Below are 17586 nucleotides of genomic sequence, written 5' to 3' on the forward strand. Positions count from 1 at the left end.
TTTCGGAGAGGAGGTTGCATCCGGTTTGGAATCCTTAGTCGACACTAGTAGACCCTGACGCCGGGCCCTTGGCAGAGGCCGGGCCATAGGGCAGAAGAGCTCACTCAGCACTGCCCACTAATCCCGTGACGCTCGCAAAGCTTGAAGCCGATGCCCTCGCTTAGGGTTGCCCTCGCTTCCGGTTCAGCCTTCTCTACTGGGCCTCCGCCGCATATGTAAAATCTATTGAGTGGATGCCGGCCATCCATGTGTTGGATGCCATGATGAAGGGGCTCGGCTGACGCGGGCCCGGTCAATAGAGCCGAAACAGCCGGAAACGCTACGACACTGCCTGCCGAAGCAAATCATTCCGTCGACGCCGTACGCCAAGGGTGCAAGGCTGCATACAGCAACCGGTACCGGGCGAGATGAGGTCGACGGCTCGACGCGCCTGGAACCAGCTGATCGACAGAATCCGCAGTCGGCTCCCAAAGTTCTGCACGACCTGTGCCGGATGCTGTGGTGACGCTCGCGGCCACGAACTTTGTCCTCGCCCCGAACGGAAGCTCGCGCTACGACTCCGGGCCGGCGATGCGCCCCCGCTGCTCGCTCAGACCATCCATTCTGTGGATGCACTTTATCCAAACAATCGATTTCACGGATCCAAACAATTCCCATTAGAAGACGCTGAAGCAAGAAAGAAAGGCGTCCTCACTCGCTGATAGAAGAGCAAATCAGCTGCAAGGTGCTGGGAGTACATGTCGCTCAGGGCGTGAGCTGAGCGGCACTCAGACCGCATGTACGAGTCCGACAGGTTAGCGGCGCGACTCTATTTTTGCTCGTGACTCTAAGCAGAGCAGGTGTGCTCGGCTGGCGGACAGTCAATGACGATCTTCGCGCCGCATCTGTCGAAGTGCTCCATGGGGCACGGGGCGGGCCGCACATTGTGTCGGCGTGGCGAGCCGGAGCCGAAACTTTAAACTTTAATTGAGCAGGAATAGAATGGGTGATAGCAGGAAAGTTGCTCTTATTACGGGCATAACTGGACAGGATGGTGCCTATCTTGCCCGTCTTCTTCTCAAAAAAGACTACATCGTTCATGGGATTAAGCGACGTTCCTCTTCCTTCAACACCGGTCGTATCGAAGACCTCTACCAAGACCCGCACGAATCCGATCCGCGCTTAATCTTGCATTACGGTGATCTCACTGATTCGACTAACCTCATCCGCGTGGTTCAGGAATCTCAGCCAGATGAAATTTACAACTTGGCTGCTCAGAGCCATGTCCAGGTGTCGTTCGAAACACCTGAGTACACAGCAAACGCGGACGGTATCGGTACATTGCGACTTCTTGAGGCGATTCGCCTCCTCGGTCTGACGGACAAGACCCGCTTCTATCAAGCCTCGACGTCAGAGCTATACGGCCTCGTGCAGTCAGTACCGCAGAACGAAACGACGCCTTTTTATCCGCGCAGCCCTTACGCCGCCGCCAAGCTCTACGCCTACTGGATGGTCGTCAATTATCGTGAGGGCTATGGTATGCACGCTTCCAACGGCATTCTTTTTAATCACGAAAGCCCCCTCCGTGGCGAAACTTTTGTGACGCGCAAGATCACCCGCGCTGCCGCTGCTATTTACCTGGGCAAGCAGGACAAGCTTTATCTCGGCAATCTCGATGCTCAACGCGATTGGGGCCATGCGCGTGAGTACGTGCGAGGTATGTGGATGATGATGCAGCAGGATCAACCGGATGATTACGTGCTGGCTACGGGCAAAACGACTCCTGTCCGCCAATTCGTCGAGTGGGCTTTCGAAGATGTCGGCGTCGAGATCGAATGGCGGGGCAAGGGTGTCGACGAAAAGGGCTATGATCTAGCGAGCGGCAGATGCCTAGTCCAAGTGGACCCACGCTACTTCCGCCCCACGGAAGTCGATCTTCTCCTGGGTGACGCTACCAAGGCGAAGGAGAAGCTCGGCTGGGTGCATGAGATATCCGTGCGCGACCTTGCTGCGGAAATGGTCCGCGAAGACCTGAAGGTCATGCAGACATCTGTAGTCATGAAGGAAGCGTAATGTATGATCTGAACGGAAAAACCGTGTGGGTCGCTGGCCACAAAGGTATGGTGGGCAGCGCTGTTGTACGCCGACTCGCGTCTGAAGACTGCAAAGTTGTGGCCGCCCCTCGCGGAGAGCTAGATCTCAAGCGACAGACCGAGGTTGAAAACTTCGTGGCAGTGATGAAACCGGACGCTATCATTATGGCGGCGGCAAAGGTAGGTGGTATTCTCGCGAACGCCACCTATCCGGTCGACTTTCTTTACGACAATCTGATGATCGAGGCCAATATCTTCGCGGCAGCCCACGAAAACAATGTCGACCGCGTCCTCTTCCTCGGCTCGTCTTGCATCTATCCGAAGATGGCACCACAGCCCATTCCTGAAAGCGCGCTTTTGACCGGGCCACTAGAGCGCACCAACGAATGCTACGCCGTCGCCAAGATCACCGGCATCAAAATGGCTCAAGCCTATCGCCAGCAATATGGCCGCGACTACATCTCCGCTATGCCGACGAATCTCTACGGGCCAGGCGACAATTATGACTTGCAGTCAAGCCACGTCATCCCAGCGCTGATCCGGAAAGCGCATGAAGCTAAGCTCATAAATGATAAGCGAATCACCATCTGGGGCACGGGCACACCACGTCGGGAATTCATGCACGTCGACGACTGCGCCGACGCATTAGTCTTCCTTCTGAAGAACTACTCTGACCATGATCACGTCAATCTCGGCTGCGGACAGGACATCACGATCCTAGAGCTGACCAGAATGATCTGCCGTGTAGTCGGATTTACTGGGGAGATCGCGCATGATCACTCTAGACCTGACGGTACACCGCGAAAGCTGATGAGCGTCGACAAGCTGCGCACTTTGGGATGGGCAGCAAAGATCACTCTCATGGAAGGCATCGAGAGTGTCTATCATGCATTTCTGAACGGGAGCTACACCGAACGGCGATAGATAAGAGGATTTGCTGTACGCGCTTTCGGGACCCAGAGCTAATGTAGACTGAGACAATCACTCGATGGCGATAGCGCTCATGTGAGCCAGCCGCGAGGAGCCCTGCCGGGCCCGGACCCCATCCGCTCCAACTCGTCGCCGTGAAGGTCACGGTGCGCTGCCCACGCCGACGCCGACTGCGTCAATCCTCACAAGGGTAACCCTCGATAACCGAGCGCGTCTACGGTAACCGAATGTACTTCTTGTTCTCGTCCGAGGGATCTGTCGATGGGCATTCCGGACGAGCCAAAGTTTGAGCATGTTACCCTCAAAACCCGGTTAGCAACGTCGGATTTGGTATGAAATTCGGAACAAGTGGATTACGGGGCCTGGCGACAGAATTGGCAGGAGCCGCCTCTGCCCTATATGCAACGGCATTCGCGACATTCCTGCTGGAATCCGGCCTGGCCAGAATTGGCGACGAGATACTCATAGGGCGCGACTTTCGCGCCTCGAGTCCGGCCATCGCCGCCGTCTGTGCGGCGGCACTGTCTGCGCTCGGCTTCATCGTAGTCGATTGCGGCGCCGTCCCCACCCCTGCCCTGGCACTGTATGCTCAGGCGCGTAAGAGTGGTTGTTTGATGATCACAGGCTCGCACATTCCGGCCGACCGTAATGGAATAAAATTCTATCGACCCGACGGTGAGATCGACAAGGGTGATGAGCGGGAGATAACGCGCATCGCCTTGCAGTTGGAGAAGCGCGGATACGTCCTTGAAGGTGCTGTTGCACGTCGGCAGCACCGGGAGGCCGAATGCAAGGCCTTTTTCATGGCGCGCAATCGAAAGCTTATGGAGATTAATGCTCTAAAGGGCTTAACGGTGGGCGTATATCAGCACAGCACAGTCGCGCGCGATCTCTTGGTTGACATTCTCTCATGTCACTGTGCGACGGTCGTAACCCTGGGACGTTCGGAAGGTTTCATTCCTGTCGACACTGAAGCGGTCCCTGACGAGACTGCTCAACAGTTCAAGCTCTGGGCCAAAGAGCATCGACTTGATGCGATCGTCTCGGCAGATGGCGATGGTGACCGCCCACTGGTAGCTGACGACCACGGAGACCCCCTTCGTGGTGATTTGTTAGGCTTGGTTACGGCGAACTTCCTGCAAGCGAAGGCGGTCGTCACGCCGGTCACATCAAACTCTGGTATCGAGACCGCAGGTTCTTTCAAAGTTGTACGTACCAAGGTTGGATCGCCATTTGTTATTGCTGCCATGCTCGATTTGGTTGCGTCGGGTCACGAGCGCGTGGTTGGTTTCGAAGCAAACGGTGGTTTGTTGACCGGCACGGACTTTGACCCGAACGGAACTAAACTGCGAGCGCTACCCACACGCGACAGTTTTCTCCCCATCCTTGCGGCACTTTCCCTTGTTAATACAAGTGGGCAGCCACTGTCGGAGATTGGCAGTTCCTTTCAATTGCCAGCGGCGGTGGCGGATCGCTTGGAAAATTTTTCCGTCGAAAGCAGCACTCGCCTCATGACATACCTTCGTACAGCGGAAACTAACATCGCCGCCTTCGTCGGGTCGATTGGAGTGGTAAGCAAGGTTAGCGATGTTGACGGGCTTCGTATCACTCTCACGGATAAGCGTGTCTTGCATTTGCGTCCATCCGGAAATGCCCCGGAAATGCGGTGCTACGTCGAAGCCGAAAATCGGGAGGACGCGGAGCTTTTGCTCCGGGCTGGATTGAATCGAATTCGTAATTGGACGCAAGGCTAAATAAAAGCCGCCTCCCTGCCTATTCCAGGTGACCCTGGGGGTCGCACGAGCTACTCTAGCGCGATCAGAACGTCCACAGTGTCCCTGGCCCTGTCCGCTTTGAAGCGAACCGGAACGCCCGTGGAAATGGCGGGGCGGTGGACGTGAGCCGATCCGTACCGGCCCGAAGCGTCCGGTAGCTCATGGTCAAGGCAGCGCCTTCCGGTAGCGAACAGCCGGTCCCGCACTCACCGCCTGTGCCGCATGTACGATGGCGTTGGTGTCCAGGCCGTGGTGACGGTAGAGGTCCGCAATAGTCCCCGTCTGGCCAAAATGCTCGACCCCGAGCGCCTTCACGCGATGCCCGTTAACCCCACCGAGCCACGCGAGCGTCGCCGGGTGGCCGTCGATCACGGTGACGATGCCGCAGTCACGCGATAGCGGCGCGAGCAGCCGCTCGAGATGACTCAGGGCGCCAATCGCGCCACGCTGCCGGGCTCGTTCCGCCGCCTGCCAGCCCGCATTAAGCCGGTCCGCGGAGGTGATCGCGAGCAGCCCGACATCGCGCCGGTCCTCCGCCAGAAGACCCGTCGCGGCAATCGCCTCCGGTGCGACAACGCCTTGATAAACAATGACGACACTCGCGTTCGGCCCGGGCGGACGCAGCCAATAGGCGCCATTGACGATGTCCCGCGCGAGCGCCGGGTTCATGTCGCGCAGCGGCTGCTCGAGCGGCCGGGTTGACAGGCGAAGATAGACCGATCCTCCGGTCTGATCACGCAGCCACGTCGTCTCATCTGGATTCCCCTCGCCATTACGTTGCATGTAATCGAAGGCAAAGCGCATGATCACGGACAGTTCGTCGACGAAGGCCGGTTCGAAGGCGCAAAGCCCATCCTGCGCCATGCCGATCAATGGGGTGCCGATTGACTGGTGTGCCCCGCCCTCGGGCGCCAGCGTCACGCCCGAGGGCGTTGCGACCAGCATGAAGCGCGCATCCTGATAGCAGGCGTAGTTTAGCTGGTCGGCCGATCGGTAGATGAAGGGATCATAGACTGTCCCGATCGGCAGTAGGCGCACGCCATTGATCGAGTGCGAGAGACCGAGCGCCCCGAGCATGATCATCAGGTTCGACTCGGCGATCCCGAGCTCGAGGTGCTGCCCCTTCGGTCCAAATTCCCAGGTAAAGGTCGACGGAATGCGTTCGGCCTTGAAGGTGTCCGCCATGGTCTCCCGGGCGAAAAGGCCGCGCCGGTTGACCCAGCCACCGAGATTGGTCGAGACCGTCACATCGGGCGAGGTGGTGACAATGCGGTCGGCAAGCAGACTGCGCTCGCGTGCGATCTCGTTCAGGATCTGGCCGAAGCCCATCTGGGTCGAGAGCGGCTTGCCGGGCTGCCCCGGTGACGGAAGGGTTTCGGGCACCGGCACCGACGGCGCAGACAGCCTCCTACGCCCCTCACTGAAGAACGGCGCCTTTGCGAAGAAGGCGTCAAGTTCCGCTTCCGGCAAGGTGGCGGCCGCCCATTTGTCCCACTCCTCACCCCGCTTTACGCCCATCTGCAGGCGGTAGTCTTCCATCTGCGTGGGCGTCATCTGCCCCGCGTGGTTGTCCTTGTGTCCGGCAAGCGGCAGACCGTAGCCCTTGATGGTGTAACAGATGAAGCAGACGGGACGGTCATGCCTGGACGCCGCCTCGAAGGCTTTGAGGAGGCTCGGCATGTCATGCCCGCCAAGGTTCGTCATCAACGCCTGCAACTCGTCGTCGGAGCGGCGTTCTATCAGAGTGGTTACCCGCCCTTGGTCTCCGATCTCGTCGAGCAGCCGCTTGCGCCAGGCAGCACCCCCTTGGAAGGTCAGCGCCGAATAGAGCTGGTTCGGACAGCGCTCTATCCACTCGAGCAGCTTCTCGCCCCCCGGCTCGGCAAAGGCAGCCTCTTGCAGAGCGCCGTGGCGCAGGACCATCACGTCCCAGCCGAAATTGCGAAAAATCTGTTCGAACCGCTGCCAGAGGCCCTCCCGGATCACGGCGTCGAGCGACTGGCGGTTGTAGTCGACCACCCACCAGCAGTTCCTGAGCCCGTGCTTCCAGCCTTCGATCAGGGCCTCGTAGATGTTGCCCTCATCCATCTCGGCGTCGCCGATCAGGCTGACCATTCGGCCCTCGGCACGCTCCTTCATCCAGCCGTGACCCGAGACGTAGTCCTGCACCAGCGACGAGAACAGCGTCTGAGCAACGCCGAGACCCACCGACCCGGTCGAGAAGTCGACATCGTCGACATCCTTCGTCCGCGAAGGGTAGCTCTGCGCGCCCTTGTAGCCGCGGAAGTTCATGAGCTTTTCGTGAGTCTGGTTGCCCGCCAGATACTGAAGTGCATGGAAGATCGGCGCCGCATGGGGTTTGACCGCCACCCGATCCTGCGGGCGTAGGACCGAACCGTAGAGCGCGGTCATGATGGTGCTCAGCGACGCGGACGAGGCCTGATGCCCCCCGACCTTGATCTCATCGCCCTCGCGGACGTGGTTGGCGTGGTGGATCGTCCAGGCTGCGAGCCAGGAGACGCAGCGCTCGATCTCGTTCAGATATTCCAGTTTCCTCGTCATTCAGTTTCCCGCAAATCAGCTGCCGGTCTCACAGGAACCCCCGCCCAAATGGTCAAAGATCGAGTTTCAACACACCTGTCGCGCGCGACACGCAGGGGATGAAGCGGTGGCCGCGTGCCTCCTTGGACAGGACGGCATCCCGATGGATCGGCTGTCCCGCCAGCATTGCGCATTCGCAGGTCCCGCACACCCCATTCTCACACGAGGCCATCAACGGCACACCGGCCGCGCGCAGGGCCGCGAGCGCCGTGGTCTGCGCCGAAACCTCGACCATCCTGCCCTCACCCAGTTCTATGACGAATGGTTCCGGTGGCGCGCCATCAAACTCGGGAGGCTGGAAAGTTTCGAAATGAACAGTACCCTCGGGCCAGTGTTCGGCCGCGCGCCCCACAACCGCCATGAAGCCAGGCGGCCCGCAATAGTAAACCTGAGCCTCGGCCGAACGGTTCGCCAGCAGCGCGGCGATGTCCTGCCGGGTCTGAGGCTCGTCGTCGAAATGGATCCGCACATTGCCGCCAGGAAGATCGCTCCCGATCGCCGCCAAGAGTGGCGTGAGCGCCCGGCTGCGGGTGAAATAGTGCAACTCGAAGGGCTTGGCCTGCCGGGTGAGCGCGCGCGCCATGGCCAGAATCGGGGTGATCCCGATTCCCCCTGCCAGCAGCAAAGTCGGCCCCTCGCCTGGCTTGAGCGCAAAATGGTTGCGTGGCGCGGAGACAGGCAGTGTGGAGCCGACGGCAATGGTTTCGTGGATCCACGCCGAGCCGCCACGGCCGTCATTCTCGCGCTTCACCGCGATGGTGTAGCGGCCCAGCTCGGTCGGGTCGCCGCAAAGTGAATACTGACGCACCTTCCCTTCAGGCAGATGGACGTCGACGTGAGAACCCGCTTCGAACGCCGGCAGCACAGGTTTGCGTGGGTGTTTCAGGTCGATGACCAGCACGTCGCCCGGCTCCTTGCGGACGGCGGTCACGGTCAGCTTCATGATAATACGCGGCGAGGCCATGGCGTTTCACTCGTCGATGGGCAAGATCAGATCACCAGGGCGGATCACGCCCCCGACGTCGATTGTGCAGTTCAGGCCGGAGCGGTTCAGAAGCCCCTCGTAGAGACCCGAAAGCCCGAGCAACTCCTCGATATACTTGCACGGCACATTCATCCGGGCGGCCCTGAGAATCGTTTCCCCGACCCGGAAGCGTTTGCCGACAAGATGGCTAAGCGGAACGCCTCGTGTCGTCAGATTGCGCCGGTGATCCTCGGGTGCGAGCTTGGCCTTGAAGCCCGGAATTCTGGGTTCGCCCTGCGCGATGGCGTCCAGACTTCAGCTTCGATCAGCGTCACTTCGCGAACGTCAGGACGCGCGGAATAGGTCCCCGTCCCCAGGTAGTAGCGGTCTCCGACAATGCCTTGGCCGGCAATAAGCTGCGCCTGCGCCAGCTCCTCCATTTCATAGGAGGCGGCAGGCGCGATATGGACGTGAAGCAGCTTTCCTCGCCAGGTCATCATCGCTCTCGGAAATTCGTCCGTGGAAACCTGCTGCAAAACTGGCCTGATCAACAGCGCCAGTTGCATGGCATTTTCCCGGTCCAGTTGGCTGTTTGGAAAGAAATACGGGGGGCCCTCGGACCGTTTTCAGCGCCAGCTTTCGACGTCGCCCCGGCTCAGTTGTTCCGCGCCGGCATCGCGTCTTGCACCTGCTTGACAACCTCTCGCAGGACCTCAACGCCCTTCCCGATCTGCCGAATGCTCAAGGCGGCATAGCCCATGACAAGTCCGACGCGATCGGTGCGGCCTTCGTCCGATGGCCGTTTGTAGAGCGGCGAGATCAAGTGTAGCCCCAGGCCAGCGTCGCGGGCGGATTCGACCAAGGCCGTTTCCCGCGATCGTGGCAGGTCATTGAACCAAACCGCGACGTGCAGTCCCGCATCAGCTCCCTGGACAGTGATGCGATCCCCGAAGCTGTGCTGCAAGGCACCCAACAACGTTTCCCGACGCTCGCCGTTCAGCCTGCGCACACGACGCACATGGCTTTCGTAGCCGCCGCTCTCGATCAACGATGCCAGCGCTTCCTGTTCAGCGACCGGCGAATGCCGGTCTGCGAATTGTTTGGCGGTTGCGAAGACCTCCTGCAATTCGGGCGGGAGGACGAGGTAGCCGATGCGCAGCATCGGCGAGAGCGTTTTGGAGATCGTGCCGAGATAGATGACAGCCCCGTGGTCCTCGAGACTGTGCAGCGGAGGGACCGGATTGATGTCGTAGCGATATTCGCTGTCGTAGTCGTCCTCGATCACATAGGCGTTGTTGTGCCGCGCCCATTCCAGAAGCTGATGGCGGCGCGCGATCGGCATGACGCCGCCCAGCGGAAACTGATGCGACGGCGTCACATAAGCCAGTCGTGCTCCGATCCCCGCCAGCAACTCGGTCCTCATCCCGTCTTCGTCGACGATGACCGGGATGGGTGAAGCACCCGTACTGGCAAAGACCTGACGCGCCATCCTGTAGCACGGGTCCTCGATGACGAAGCGGTCGGCGGGATCGAGAAGCAGGCGCGCGCACAGATCAAGGCCCTGCTGCGAACCGCTGACGATGACGATCTGGTCGAGGTCGCAGCTCAGGGTCCGGGCGCGCCAGAGATATCCCTGAAGCGCCTGGCGGAGCCGGCGCGAGCCGCGAGGATCGTCATAGGCAAGACGCAGCGGGCGCTGCCCCATCGCCTCGTTCATCGCGCGTTTCCAGACCAATGATGGGAAATCCGACGGTGCCAGGTCCCCATAGCGGAACTCGACCTTCAGCCCAGTCGGCAGATAATCTGGCCAGGGTGACGTCGCGCGCAGCCGCTCGCCATATGCGGACAGGTGGATTGGGCCGACCCGTTTCGCGTGAGTGCGGCCCGTCTCATGGCCGATCAACGAAGACGCAACGCGAGGTCGCGCGCCTTGACGGGCTTCGATGAAACCCTCCGCAGCCAGTTGCTCATAGGCGACCGTCACCGTGGTTCGCGAAACGCCGAGGTCATTTGCCAGGGCCCGGGAGGATGGCAACTGACTGCCGGTTTCGTAGACGCCGCCGAGGATTTGCTCGCGAAGGGCTTCGTAGATCTGGCGTGCACCCATCGCATGCGAGCGCGCTGCAGACCCGGCACTTGAAGACTGGACCATCTCTTTCATCGCCAACTGGATATTTCACATTGGCCAGGTTGCCGTCAATCTTTCGGAACCCCAAGAAAGATCGCAGAGGCCGAATGACCAGCTCCCTTCAATCCGAAACCGATACTCCCACGGGGTCGCTCAACCGCACCAGCCCCGGATTTGCCACCCGGGCGATCCATCATGGCTACGATCCGGCCGGCTTTTCCAATGCCGTCCAGCCGCCAGTGTTCCTGACGTCAACCTATGGGTTCGAAAGCGTGGCAGCAAACGATGCCGCCGCCGCCCTTGGTGGACGGCTCTATGCGCGCGAATACAATCCCACGACCGAGATCCTCGAGCAGCGGCTCGCGATTCTGGAAGGAGCCGAGGCGGGGCTGGTTGTTGCCTCAGGGATGGCGGCCTTCGGCACTCTGATCCTGTCGCTGCTGTCCCAGGGCGATGAACTCATCGTCCACAAGACGCTTTATGCGAACACGCTTGCCATGGTCGAACAGGCGGTCCCCCGCTTCGGCATCAAGGTCGTCGCGGTCGATCTGTCAAATCCCCAAAATCTCGATGCTGCGATCACCGAGCGGACGCGGCTGGTTTTCTTCGAGACGCCGGTGAATCCGCTGAGCCGCATCCTCGACATAGCGGCAATTGCCGAGCGCGCTCACGCGCGCGGTGTAAGGGTTGCAGTCGACAGCACCTTCGCCTCGCCCGCGCTCCAGCGACCGCTTGAGCACGGGGCGGACATCGTGCTCCATTCGCTGACCAAGTACATCAATGGTCATGGCGATGCCCTTGGTGGGGCGCTTCTCGGCGACGCCCAAACGCTCCGTACGCTACATGAAACGGGCCTGCGCTACATCACCGGCGCAGCGCTCTCGCCGATGTCAGCTTTCCTGATCCTGCGCGGTCTCAAGACGCTGACGCTGCGTATGGAACGGCACAGCGCCACGGCCCTTGCGGTGGCTCGGGCGCTGGAAGCGCACCCGGCGGTGGCATTTGTGAGTTATCCGTTCCTGGACTCGCACCCTGATCAGGTGACGGCGCGAAAACAGATGTCCAACGGATCGGGCATGTTGGCCTTTGGCCTCCACGCTGGATACGAAGGCGCGCGCCGGATGATGGACCGGCTCAACCTGATCATTCGCGCCGTCAGCCTCGGCGATGCCGACAGCCTCATCTATCATCCAGCAAGCCTCACCCGTGCTCGGCAGCCGATCCGCAAGGATGCCCATTTGGCCGATGGAGTGGGCGAGGACCTCATGCGTCTCTCGGTGGGGCTTGAAGACGCTGATGATCTGATCGCCGATCTGCGGCGGGCTTTGGACGTCTTGTAATGACCTGGCATGCGGTCACCTCTGCGCTCACACATAGATCTGGAGCCTTGCCATGGCATTCCTGAGCGGTCTTTCCGCGTTCCCCATCACCCCAACCAATCGTGACGGCCGCGTCGATAGCGTTGCCCTGCGCAGGCTGATTGCTCGGCTTGGCATCGCTCAGGTCGATTCCATCGGTCTTCTCGGCAGCACCGGCACATACATCTATCTGTCGCGCGAGCAACGGCGGCGGGCGCTCTCCGAGACCTTGGACCAAACGGCGGGGCAAATGCCGGTCGTGGTGGGTGTGGGCGCGCTGCGCACCGATGAAGCCGTGGGGCTCGCGCAAGACGCCAAGGCCCTTGGAGCAGCTGCGGGTTTGCTTGCCGCCGCATCCTACACCCCGCTTACTGATGACGAGGTGCTAGAACATTTCTCCACTGTGGCGCGCGAAAGTGGCCTGCCGATCGTCGTCTACGACAATCCAGGAACGACGCATTTCCATTTCAGTCCACCCCTTGTCAGCCGCCTGGCAAAGGTGGCTGGGATTGTCGCCATCAAGAATCCGACAGACAAAAGCGATGCGATCAAGAACCACCTGACCGCCCAGAGGCGCACACTGCCGGAAGGGTTCTCGATTGGCTACAGCGGCGACTGGAACGCCGCCGAGGCCATGATCGCCGGGGCCGACACATGGTACAGCGTCCTCGCGGGCATCCTGCCCGAGGTCTGCATGACGATCGTCACAGCGGCGCAACAGGGGGATGCGGCCGAAGCGCGACGGATCAATGCCGCGCTGGTCCCGATCTGGAGCCTCTTCAAGGAGTTCTCGAGCCTTCGCGTCGTCTATGCACTCGCTGAATTGCTCGACATTTGTGCCGACCCCCCGCGTCCCATCCTGCCTCTGCCCCCAGCAGCGAAGCGCCAGATCGCCGCCGCGTTGAAAGGTTTGCCATCGGATGCCAGCCGGTGAACAGCAAACCTCGTTCGGCAAGTGAAAGGAAGTGTCATGTATTTACCCGCTCATTTCGAGAACTGATCGAAAACAACGCACTCGGCGTGCTGATAGCCATGGCTTGAGCGGTCTCGACGCCAATAACACCCCCCTTCGAACTCGACAATCGACTGCGGAGGTACAGACTGCGCAGGCACTCCGCCCATGCCGCACCGTTCCCCTTCAAACTAGGAATCGGTGGTTTATCCATTGGGATGGCATCGAGCCGGCGCTTTACTTTCCGGCCCGGTGCGCGCATTGAAGCCAGTGCCAATGCCGCCGGCGAACACCATACTTCCGTCCTCGACATTCGCCAGAGCACGCTTCCCGACCGCCGTAACTGTTGCCGGGTTCGCAGCCGATGACGATGAACTCACCACTCAGCACGCATTTTGTCTCACCCATTCTTAGCGCCGGCCGGATGGATATGGACTGACACGAAGCTTGGAGACGGTGCCCTCGAGGCCGAACTGGCAGACTTGCGCGAGAATGTCGCTGCCGCCGCTGATCTCGTCGCTCAGAACGATGCCGTTTGGCGGCGTTTCAGCAGGTTAACTAGCGCTTTGCGTCGATCAACGAGTGGCCGATCGCGAAGACCCGCGCCGTCGATTTGAGCAGGTCGAAGCCGGCAAGCATGGTCCTGACGTCTCCCGCCGCGGCCAAGAGCCCGCTGAAGACTGGGAATGCGCGACAAGCCTTCTGGTCAACGACGAACGCCTCACCGTCTATTATAGCGTCCGAGGCGCCGAGCTCGGCCACCGCCCGGGACGATAGTCGGAAACCTGAGGGTCCAGTCGTGGAGGTTGCGGGTCGAGGTAGGCCCCCATCGATAGTCGTCCCATTTCATTTCGTGTAGCCAATCAGGGCCCTGCCGGACGCGGCCGACCAGCGGTCGATGTTCGCGACGACCCGAATGTCCAGTCTCGTGTAACCCAGCCTAAGCGGCCTGTCCGCCCAAAAAATGACATTCAGTTGCCTCCAGCCTTTCGACACGACCCACTTCACGATCTCGTAACTCGCCAAACTAGCGGCTTGTTGCTTGAGCTGCGCGTTCCTACGGTGTGGTCGCTAGGCCCAGCAACAAGAGCTCGGTTGCCAGGCGGGCGGAGGCTCAACGAGATAGCCAGCTCAGGACAAGGAGAGCAAGCAATGGTCGCTTTTACCCTCAATGGCGAGGCGCGAACACTCGACGTCGATCCAGAGATGCCGCTGCTCTGGGCGGTCCGTGACGTCATCGGACTCACGGGAACGAAATTCGGTTGCGGGCTTGCCCAGTGCGGCGCTTGCACGGTTCACGTTAACGGCATGCCGACGCGCTCGTGCCAGACCGCAGTCGGCGACATCGAAGGAGCCTCGATCACCACCATTGAGGGTGTGTCGGGCAAGATAGGCGAAACGGTCCAGGCCGTGTGGGCCGAGTTCGACGTACCTCAATGCGGCTATTGCCAGTCTGGCCAGATCATGTCGGCCGTGGCCCTCCTTACAGAAACGCCTAAGCCGTCGGACGATGATATTGATTCGGCGATGAGCGGCAATCTCTGCCGCTGCGCCACCTATCATCGCATCCGCGCGGCCATCCACGAGACCGCCAACCGGCTGGAGACTTGAGGCATGTCGCAGTTTCTCTCGAAGCATAACTCCGTGCGGCCCACGCGCCGCCGGTTCCTCGTCGGCGCGGGCGTCACCACCGCTGGCCTCGCCGTAGGCTACCGGCTAGTGCTGGCGGCGTCCGACATCGCACAAACGACTACTGCAAAGGTTCAGGCGAACCCCTTCCAGACCTATGTCGAGATCACAAAGGAGAACCGAATCATCATCTACTCCTCGCAGTTCGAGATGGGACAAGGCTCCTATTTCGGCATCGCCACCCTGGTTATGGAAGAGCTCGACGGCGACTGGGCGCAGGTGGACGTGGTCGGCGGATATGGCAATACCGCGCTCTACGGCAATCTCGCCTGGGGCGGGGCCGCACAGGCAACCGGTGGCTCCACGTCGATGAGTTCGTCGTGGGAACGCTACCGCAAGGCGGGTGCTGCCGCACGGGCCTTGCTGGTGGCGGCCGCGGCGCAGCGGTGGGATGTGCCAGCCGGCGAGATCAAAGTCGCTTCCGGGGTCGTGTCGCACGCCTCAGGGATGCAGGCGCGCTACGGTGACCTGGCTGAAGCCGCAGCGGGAATGCCGGTTCCCGACGACGTGCCGCTAAAGCCGCGCGACAAGTGGGCCCAGATCGGATCGGACAGCCTCAAGCGCTACGATTCCGCCGGCAAGACCAACGGCGCGCAGACCTACACGATCGACCTCATGATGGAGGGACTCCAGACGGCCGTTATGATCCATCCGCCGAAGTTCGGCGCCGAGATCGAGAGCTTCGACGCAACCAAGGCGAAGGCACTCGACGGCATTGTCGATGTCGTCCAGACGCCGCGAGGCATTGCCGTGGTTGGCAGGGACACCTGGACGGCGCTCAAGGGCCGCGAACTCGTGGAGGTGACCTGGAACGAGGAGAAGGCCGAAGGGCGCGGCACGGCCGAGATCATGGCCGAATACAACAAGGCAGCAGACGATCTGGGCGCGGCCACCGCGCGCGACGACGGTAACACTCCCGCAGCGTTCGCCAGTGCTGAGAAAATCATCGAGGGGCACTACGAATTCCCCTATCTTGTCCATGCTTCGATCGAGCCACTCAACGCGGCCGCCCGAATCAACGAAGACGGCACCATCGACGTCTGGGGCGGACACCAGATGCCCGACCTTTATCAGGCGGCTGCCGCTCAGGTAGGCGGCACCACGCCGGACAAGGTGAGGCTGCACGTGATGAAGACCGGCGGCAGTTTCGGCCGCCGCGCGGTCTTTGATGCAGATGTCATTATCGAAGCTGTTTCCACAGCGCGTGCACTGGGACGCGGCAAGCCAGTGAAGGTGCAGTGGACCCGCGAGAATGACATGCGGGGTGGGCGGTACCGGCCGGCCTATGTGCATGCAGTCAAGGCGGGGCTCGACAAGAAAGGCAATGTCGTCGCTCTCCATGACCACATCGTGGGCCAATCGGTCTTGGGCGGTTCGACCTCTGCGGCGATGATCAAGAACGGCATCGATCCAACCTCCGTAGAGGGCGCCACCAACCTGCCCTATGCGATCCCGAACCTGAAGGTCGAGCTGACCACCACGGACGTGAACATCCCGGTGCTGTGGTGGCGTTCGGTAGGCTCCACCCACACCGCTTACGCGGTGGAAACCCTGATTGATGAGCTCGCCGCCGCTGCGAACCGTGATCCGGTCGACTTCCGCTTGTCAATGCTCGGTCACCATCCACGGAATGCCGCCGTGCTTAAAGTGGCTGCTGAGAAGGCAGGCTGGGACAAGCCTCTGCCGGAAGGCCGTTTCCGCGGCGTGGCCCTGCATGAAAGCCTCTCGACCTATGTCGCCGATGTGGTGGAGATCACCCTCAACGATGAAAATGGTTTCAAGGTCGACCGCGTCGTCTGCGCGGTAGATTGCGGCACCGCGATAAATCCTGACCAGATTCGCGCTCAGATGGAGGGCGGTATCGGCTTCGGGCTAGGCGCGATCCTCCAGGAGGAGCTGACCCTGAATGGCGGTGTCGTAGACCAAGAGAACTACGATACCTATACACCGCTCAGGATCGAGCAGATGCCGCGAGTCGAGGTGCACATTGTGCCGTCCGAGGAGCCGCCCACGGGAGTTGGTGAGCCAGGTGTGCCGCCTATCGGCCCGGCCGTCGCCAACGCGCTACGGGCGGCGACGGGCAAGACTATCCGCAAGCTGCCGATTATAAAGAACATGTCAGGAATGACACCATGAAACAGCCGCGATGAAGATCGCGCCGTTTTCGAAACGCCTCCTGACAGGCGCTCATCTCCATGGGTCAAATTCCGGCGGCTGCCCGCTCCAATATCCGGTTTGGAGACGGCACCCCGTGTTCTGAACGACCACAGACGGGCCTTGGCGCCGGTTCCACTGAAGAACCGCTTTCGAGACGCAAATGCGTCCACTCCATGAAGAGCACAACCGTATAGCACCAGGAAGGCTAGCTACCTCCATCGCTTCGGAGACCCAGGCCCTCAGAAAACCGAACCTCCCGAGCTCAGAGGCGCTCGTGATCACAATCGCGCTGGTGCGTGGATCATTGTTCAAGGGTTTGCCGATAGGCAGGCGAGATGGCCGATCGACATGATCTTCGCCCAATGCTCTACAAACACAATGCCAGCCGCTGTCACGGAGTCGCGAAGACGAAGGCAATGTGGGTCGACGCCGATACTCATCGTTTTGGTTGACAGAGCGCTTGGAATGCCATGCGCTTCACATCGGAGTAGCCATCCGGGAAGCCTGAAGCGCTTTGAAAACGCATGTGCTGCGGCTGTTATTCATAGCGTGGATGACTTTGATCAAAACAATCGATTTCATCACCCTTCCGGAATCGTGCATGGACAAAAAAGAGCCTCACGCACCAATCACACGCTGCTCTATCGCGTGACGAAAGCTGCCTTAGGAATAATCCAAAGGAGAAAATCTTCCATGCGCCCTGACGTGCAGTGGAGGTCGTGCCGAGAAAGTGAGTTGCAACTGGCCGACAATGTCGGGCGGTGCGACCATGGTCGCTTCGGAGAATGAAATCGGGCCAGTTCACGGGGGCGGTACTGTTATTCGTCGACGGCCGCCCTTCCCAAGAACAGGCGGCATCGCAAGTTGGTTCTGCCGATGAAAACGACATCGCCGGATACATGTCAGCAGCCGCTCAGGATTGGATGATCCAGCCAAGCTCTCGGCGTGATGGCACTGTAG

General features: G+C 60.6%; 10 protein-coding genes and 1 pseudogene. 7 read left to right on the top strand and 4 right to left on the bottom strand.

Annotated elements, in window-relative coordinates; genetic code table 11:
* Positions 1-981 precede the first annotated feature (981 nt).
* The 3 genes from gmd to NKJ80_RS26400 all read left to right on the top strand — a co-directional run bounded on the left by gmd (position 982) and on the right by NKJ80_RS26400 (position 4756).
* Positions 982-2052 carry a GDP-mannose 4,6-dehydratase gene (gene gmd / locus NKJ80_RS26390; protein WP_023672397.1) on the top strand — a complete coding sequence of 357 codons (1071 nt, stop codon included), beginning with the start codon at positions 982-984 and terminating at the stop codon, positions 2050-2052.
* The gene (gene fcl / locus NKJ80_RS26395) at positions 2052-2996 is read left to right on the top strand and encodes a GDP-L-fucose synthase (protein WP_352498590.1); all 945 of its coding nucleotides are present in this window, start codon (positions 2052-2054) and stop codon (positions 2994-2996) included. The genes gmd and fcl overlap by 1 nt, the downstream gene beginning before the upstream one ends.
* 338 nt (positions 2997-3334) lie before the next feature.
* A complete protein-coding gene (locus NKJ80_RS26400) occupies positions 3335-4756 on the top strand; it encodes a phosphomannomutase (RefSeq protein WP_352498591.1) in 1422 nt (473 codons plus the stop codon).
* A 186-nt stretch (positions 4757-4942) separates the two neighbouring features.
* On the opposite strand, the gene NKJ80_RS26405 is transcribed toward NKJ80_RS26400, so the two are convergent.
* From NKJ80_RS26405 to pdxR, 4 genes and pseudogenes are all read right to left on the bottom strand, one after another.
* A complete protein-coding gene (locus NKJ80_RS26405; protein ID WP_352498592.1) occupies positions 4943-7339 on the bottom strand; it encodes a transketolase in 2397 nt (798 codons plus the stop codon).
* A gap of 52 nt (positions 7340-7391) precedes the next feature.
* Positions 7392-8342: a PDR/VanB family oxidoreductase gene (locus NKJ80_RS26410; RefSeq protein WP_352498593.1), complete on the bottom strand. Its 951-nt coding sequence runs from the start codon at positions 8340-8342 to the stop codon at positions 7392-7394.
* A 6-nt stretch (positions 8343-8348) separates the two neighbouring features.
* Positions 8349-8839: pseudogene (locus NKJ80_RS26415) on the bottom strand (MOSC domain-containing protein).
* 158 nt (positions 8840-8997) lie between these two features.
* The gene (pdxR, locus tag NKJ80_RS26420; RefSeq protein WP_032888641.1) at positions 8998-10503 is read right to left on the bottom strand and encodes a MocR-like pyridoxine biosynthesis transcription factor PdxR; all 1506 of its coding nucleotides are present in this window, start codon (positions 10501-10503) and stop codon (positions 8998-9000) included.
* Positions 10504-10577: 74 nt separating this feature from the next.
* Between pdxR and NKJ80_RS26425 the strand changes: the two genes are divergently transcribed.
* The 4 genes from NKJ80_RS26425 (at position 10578) to NKJ80_RS26440 (ending at position 16605) form a co-directional block, all read left to right on the top strand.
* Entirely contained in the window at positions 10578-11810 is a 1233-nt protein-coding gene (locus NKJ80_RS26425) for a trans-sulfuration enzyme family protein (protein ID WP_023750580.1), read from the top strand.
* Between the two features lie 52 nt (positions 11811-11862).
* A complete protein-coding gene (locus tag NKJ80_RS26430; RefSeq protein ID WP_023747238.1) occupies positions 11863-12762 on the top strand; it encodes a dihydrodipicolinate synthase family protein in 900 nt (299 codons plus the stop codon).
* 1170 nt (positions 12763-13932) lie between these two features.
* A complete protein-coding gene (locus NKJ80_RS26435) occupies positions 13933-14391 on the top strand; it encodes a (2Fe-2S)-binding protein (RefSeq protein ID WP_023708041.1) in 459 nt (152 codons plus the stop codon).
* A 3-nt stretch (positions 14392-14394) separates the two neighbouring features.
* Positions 14395-16605 carry a xanthine dehydrogenase family protein molybdopterin-binding subunit gene (locus NKJ80_RS26440; RefSeq protein ID WP_023827298.1) on the top strand — a complete coding sequence of 737 codons (2211 nt, stop codon included), beginning with the start codon at positions 14395-14397 and terminating at the stop codon, positions 16603-16605.
* The last annotated feature ends 981 nt before the right edge of the window (positions 16606-17586 follow it).

This window comes from Mesorhizobium sp. M0030 (assembly GCF_040323695.1).
Classification (GTDB): domain Bacteria; phylum Pseudomonadota; class Alphaproteobacteria; order Rhizobiales; family Rhizobiaceae; genus Mesorhizobium.

What these genes read in the sequence shown, in the direction of transcription:
- gmd (WP_023672397.1), top strand. Translation starts at nt 982, where the DNA reads ATGGGTGATAGCAGGAAAGTTGCTCTTATTACGGGCATAACTGGACAG.
- fcl (WP_352498590.1), top strand. Translation starts at nt 2,052, where the DNA reads ATGTATGATCTGAACGGAAAAACCGTGTGGGTCGCTGGCCACAAAGGT.
- NKJ80_RS26400 (WP_352498591.1), top strand. Translation starts at nt 3,335, where the DNA reads ATGAAATTCGGAACAAGTGGATTACGGGGCCTGGCGACAGAATTGGCA.
- NKJ80_RS26405 (WP_352498592.1), bottom strand. Translation starts at nt 7,339, where the DNA reads ATGACGAGGAAACTGGAATATCTGAACGAGATCGAGCGCTGCGTCTCC.
- NKJ80_RS26410 (WP_352498593.1), bottom strand. Translation starts at nt 8,342, where the DNA reads ATGGCCTCGCCGCGTATTATCATGAAGCTGACCGTGACCGCCGTCCGC.
- pdxR (WP_032888641.1), bottom strand. Translation starts at nt 10,503, where the DNA reads ATGAAAGAGATGGTCCAGTCTTCAAGTGCCGGGTCTGCAGCGCGCTCG.
- NKJ80_RS26425 (WP_023750580.1), top strand. Translation starts at nt 10,578, where the DNA reads ATGACCAGCTCCCTTCAATCCGAAACCGATACTCCCACGGGGTCGCTC.
- NKJ80_RS26430 (WP_023747238.1), top strand. Translation starts at nt 11,863, where the DNA reads ATGGCATTCCTGAGCGGTCTTTCCGCGTTCCCCATCACCCCAACCAAT.
- NKJ80_RS26435 (WP_023708041.1), top strand. Translation starts at nt 13,933, where the DNA reads ATGGTCGCTTTTACCCTCAATGGCGAGGCGCGAACACTCGACGTCGAT.
- NKJ80_RS26440 (WP_023827298.1), top strand. Translation starts at nt 14,395, where the DNA reads ATGTCGCAGTTTCTCTCGAAGCATAACTCCGTGCGGCCCACGCGCCGC.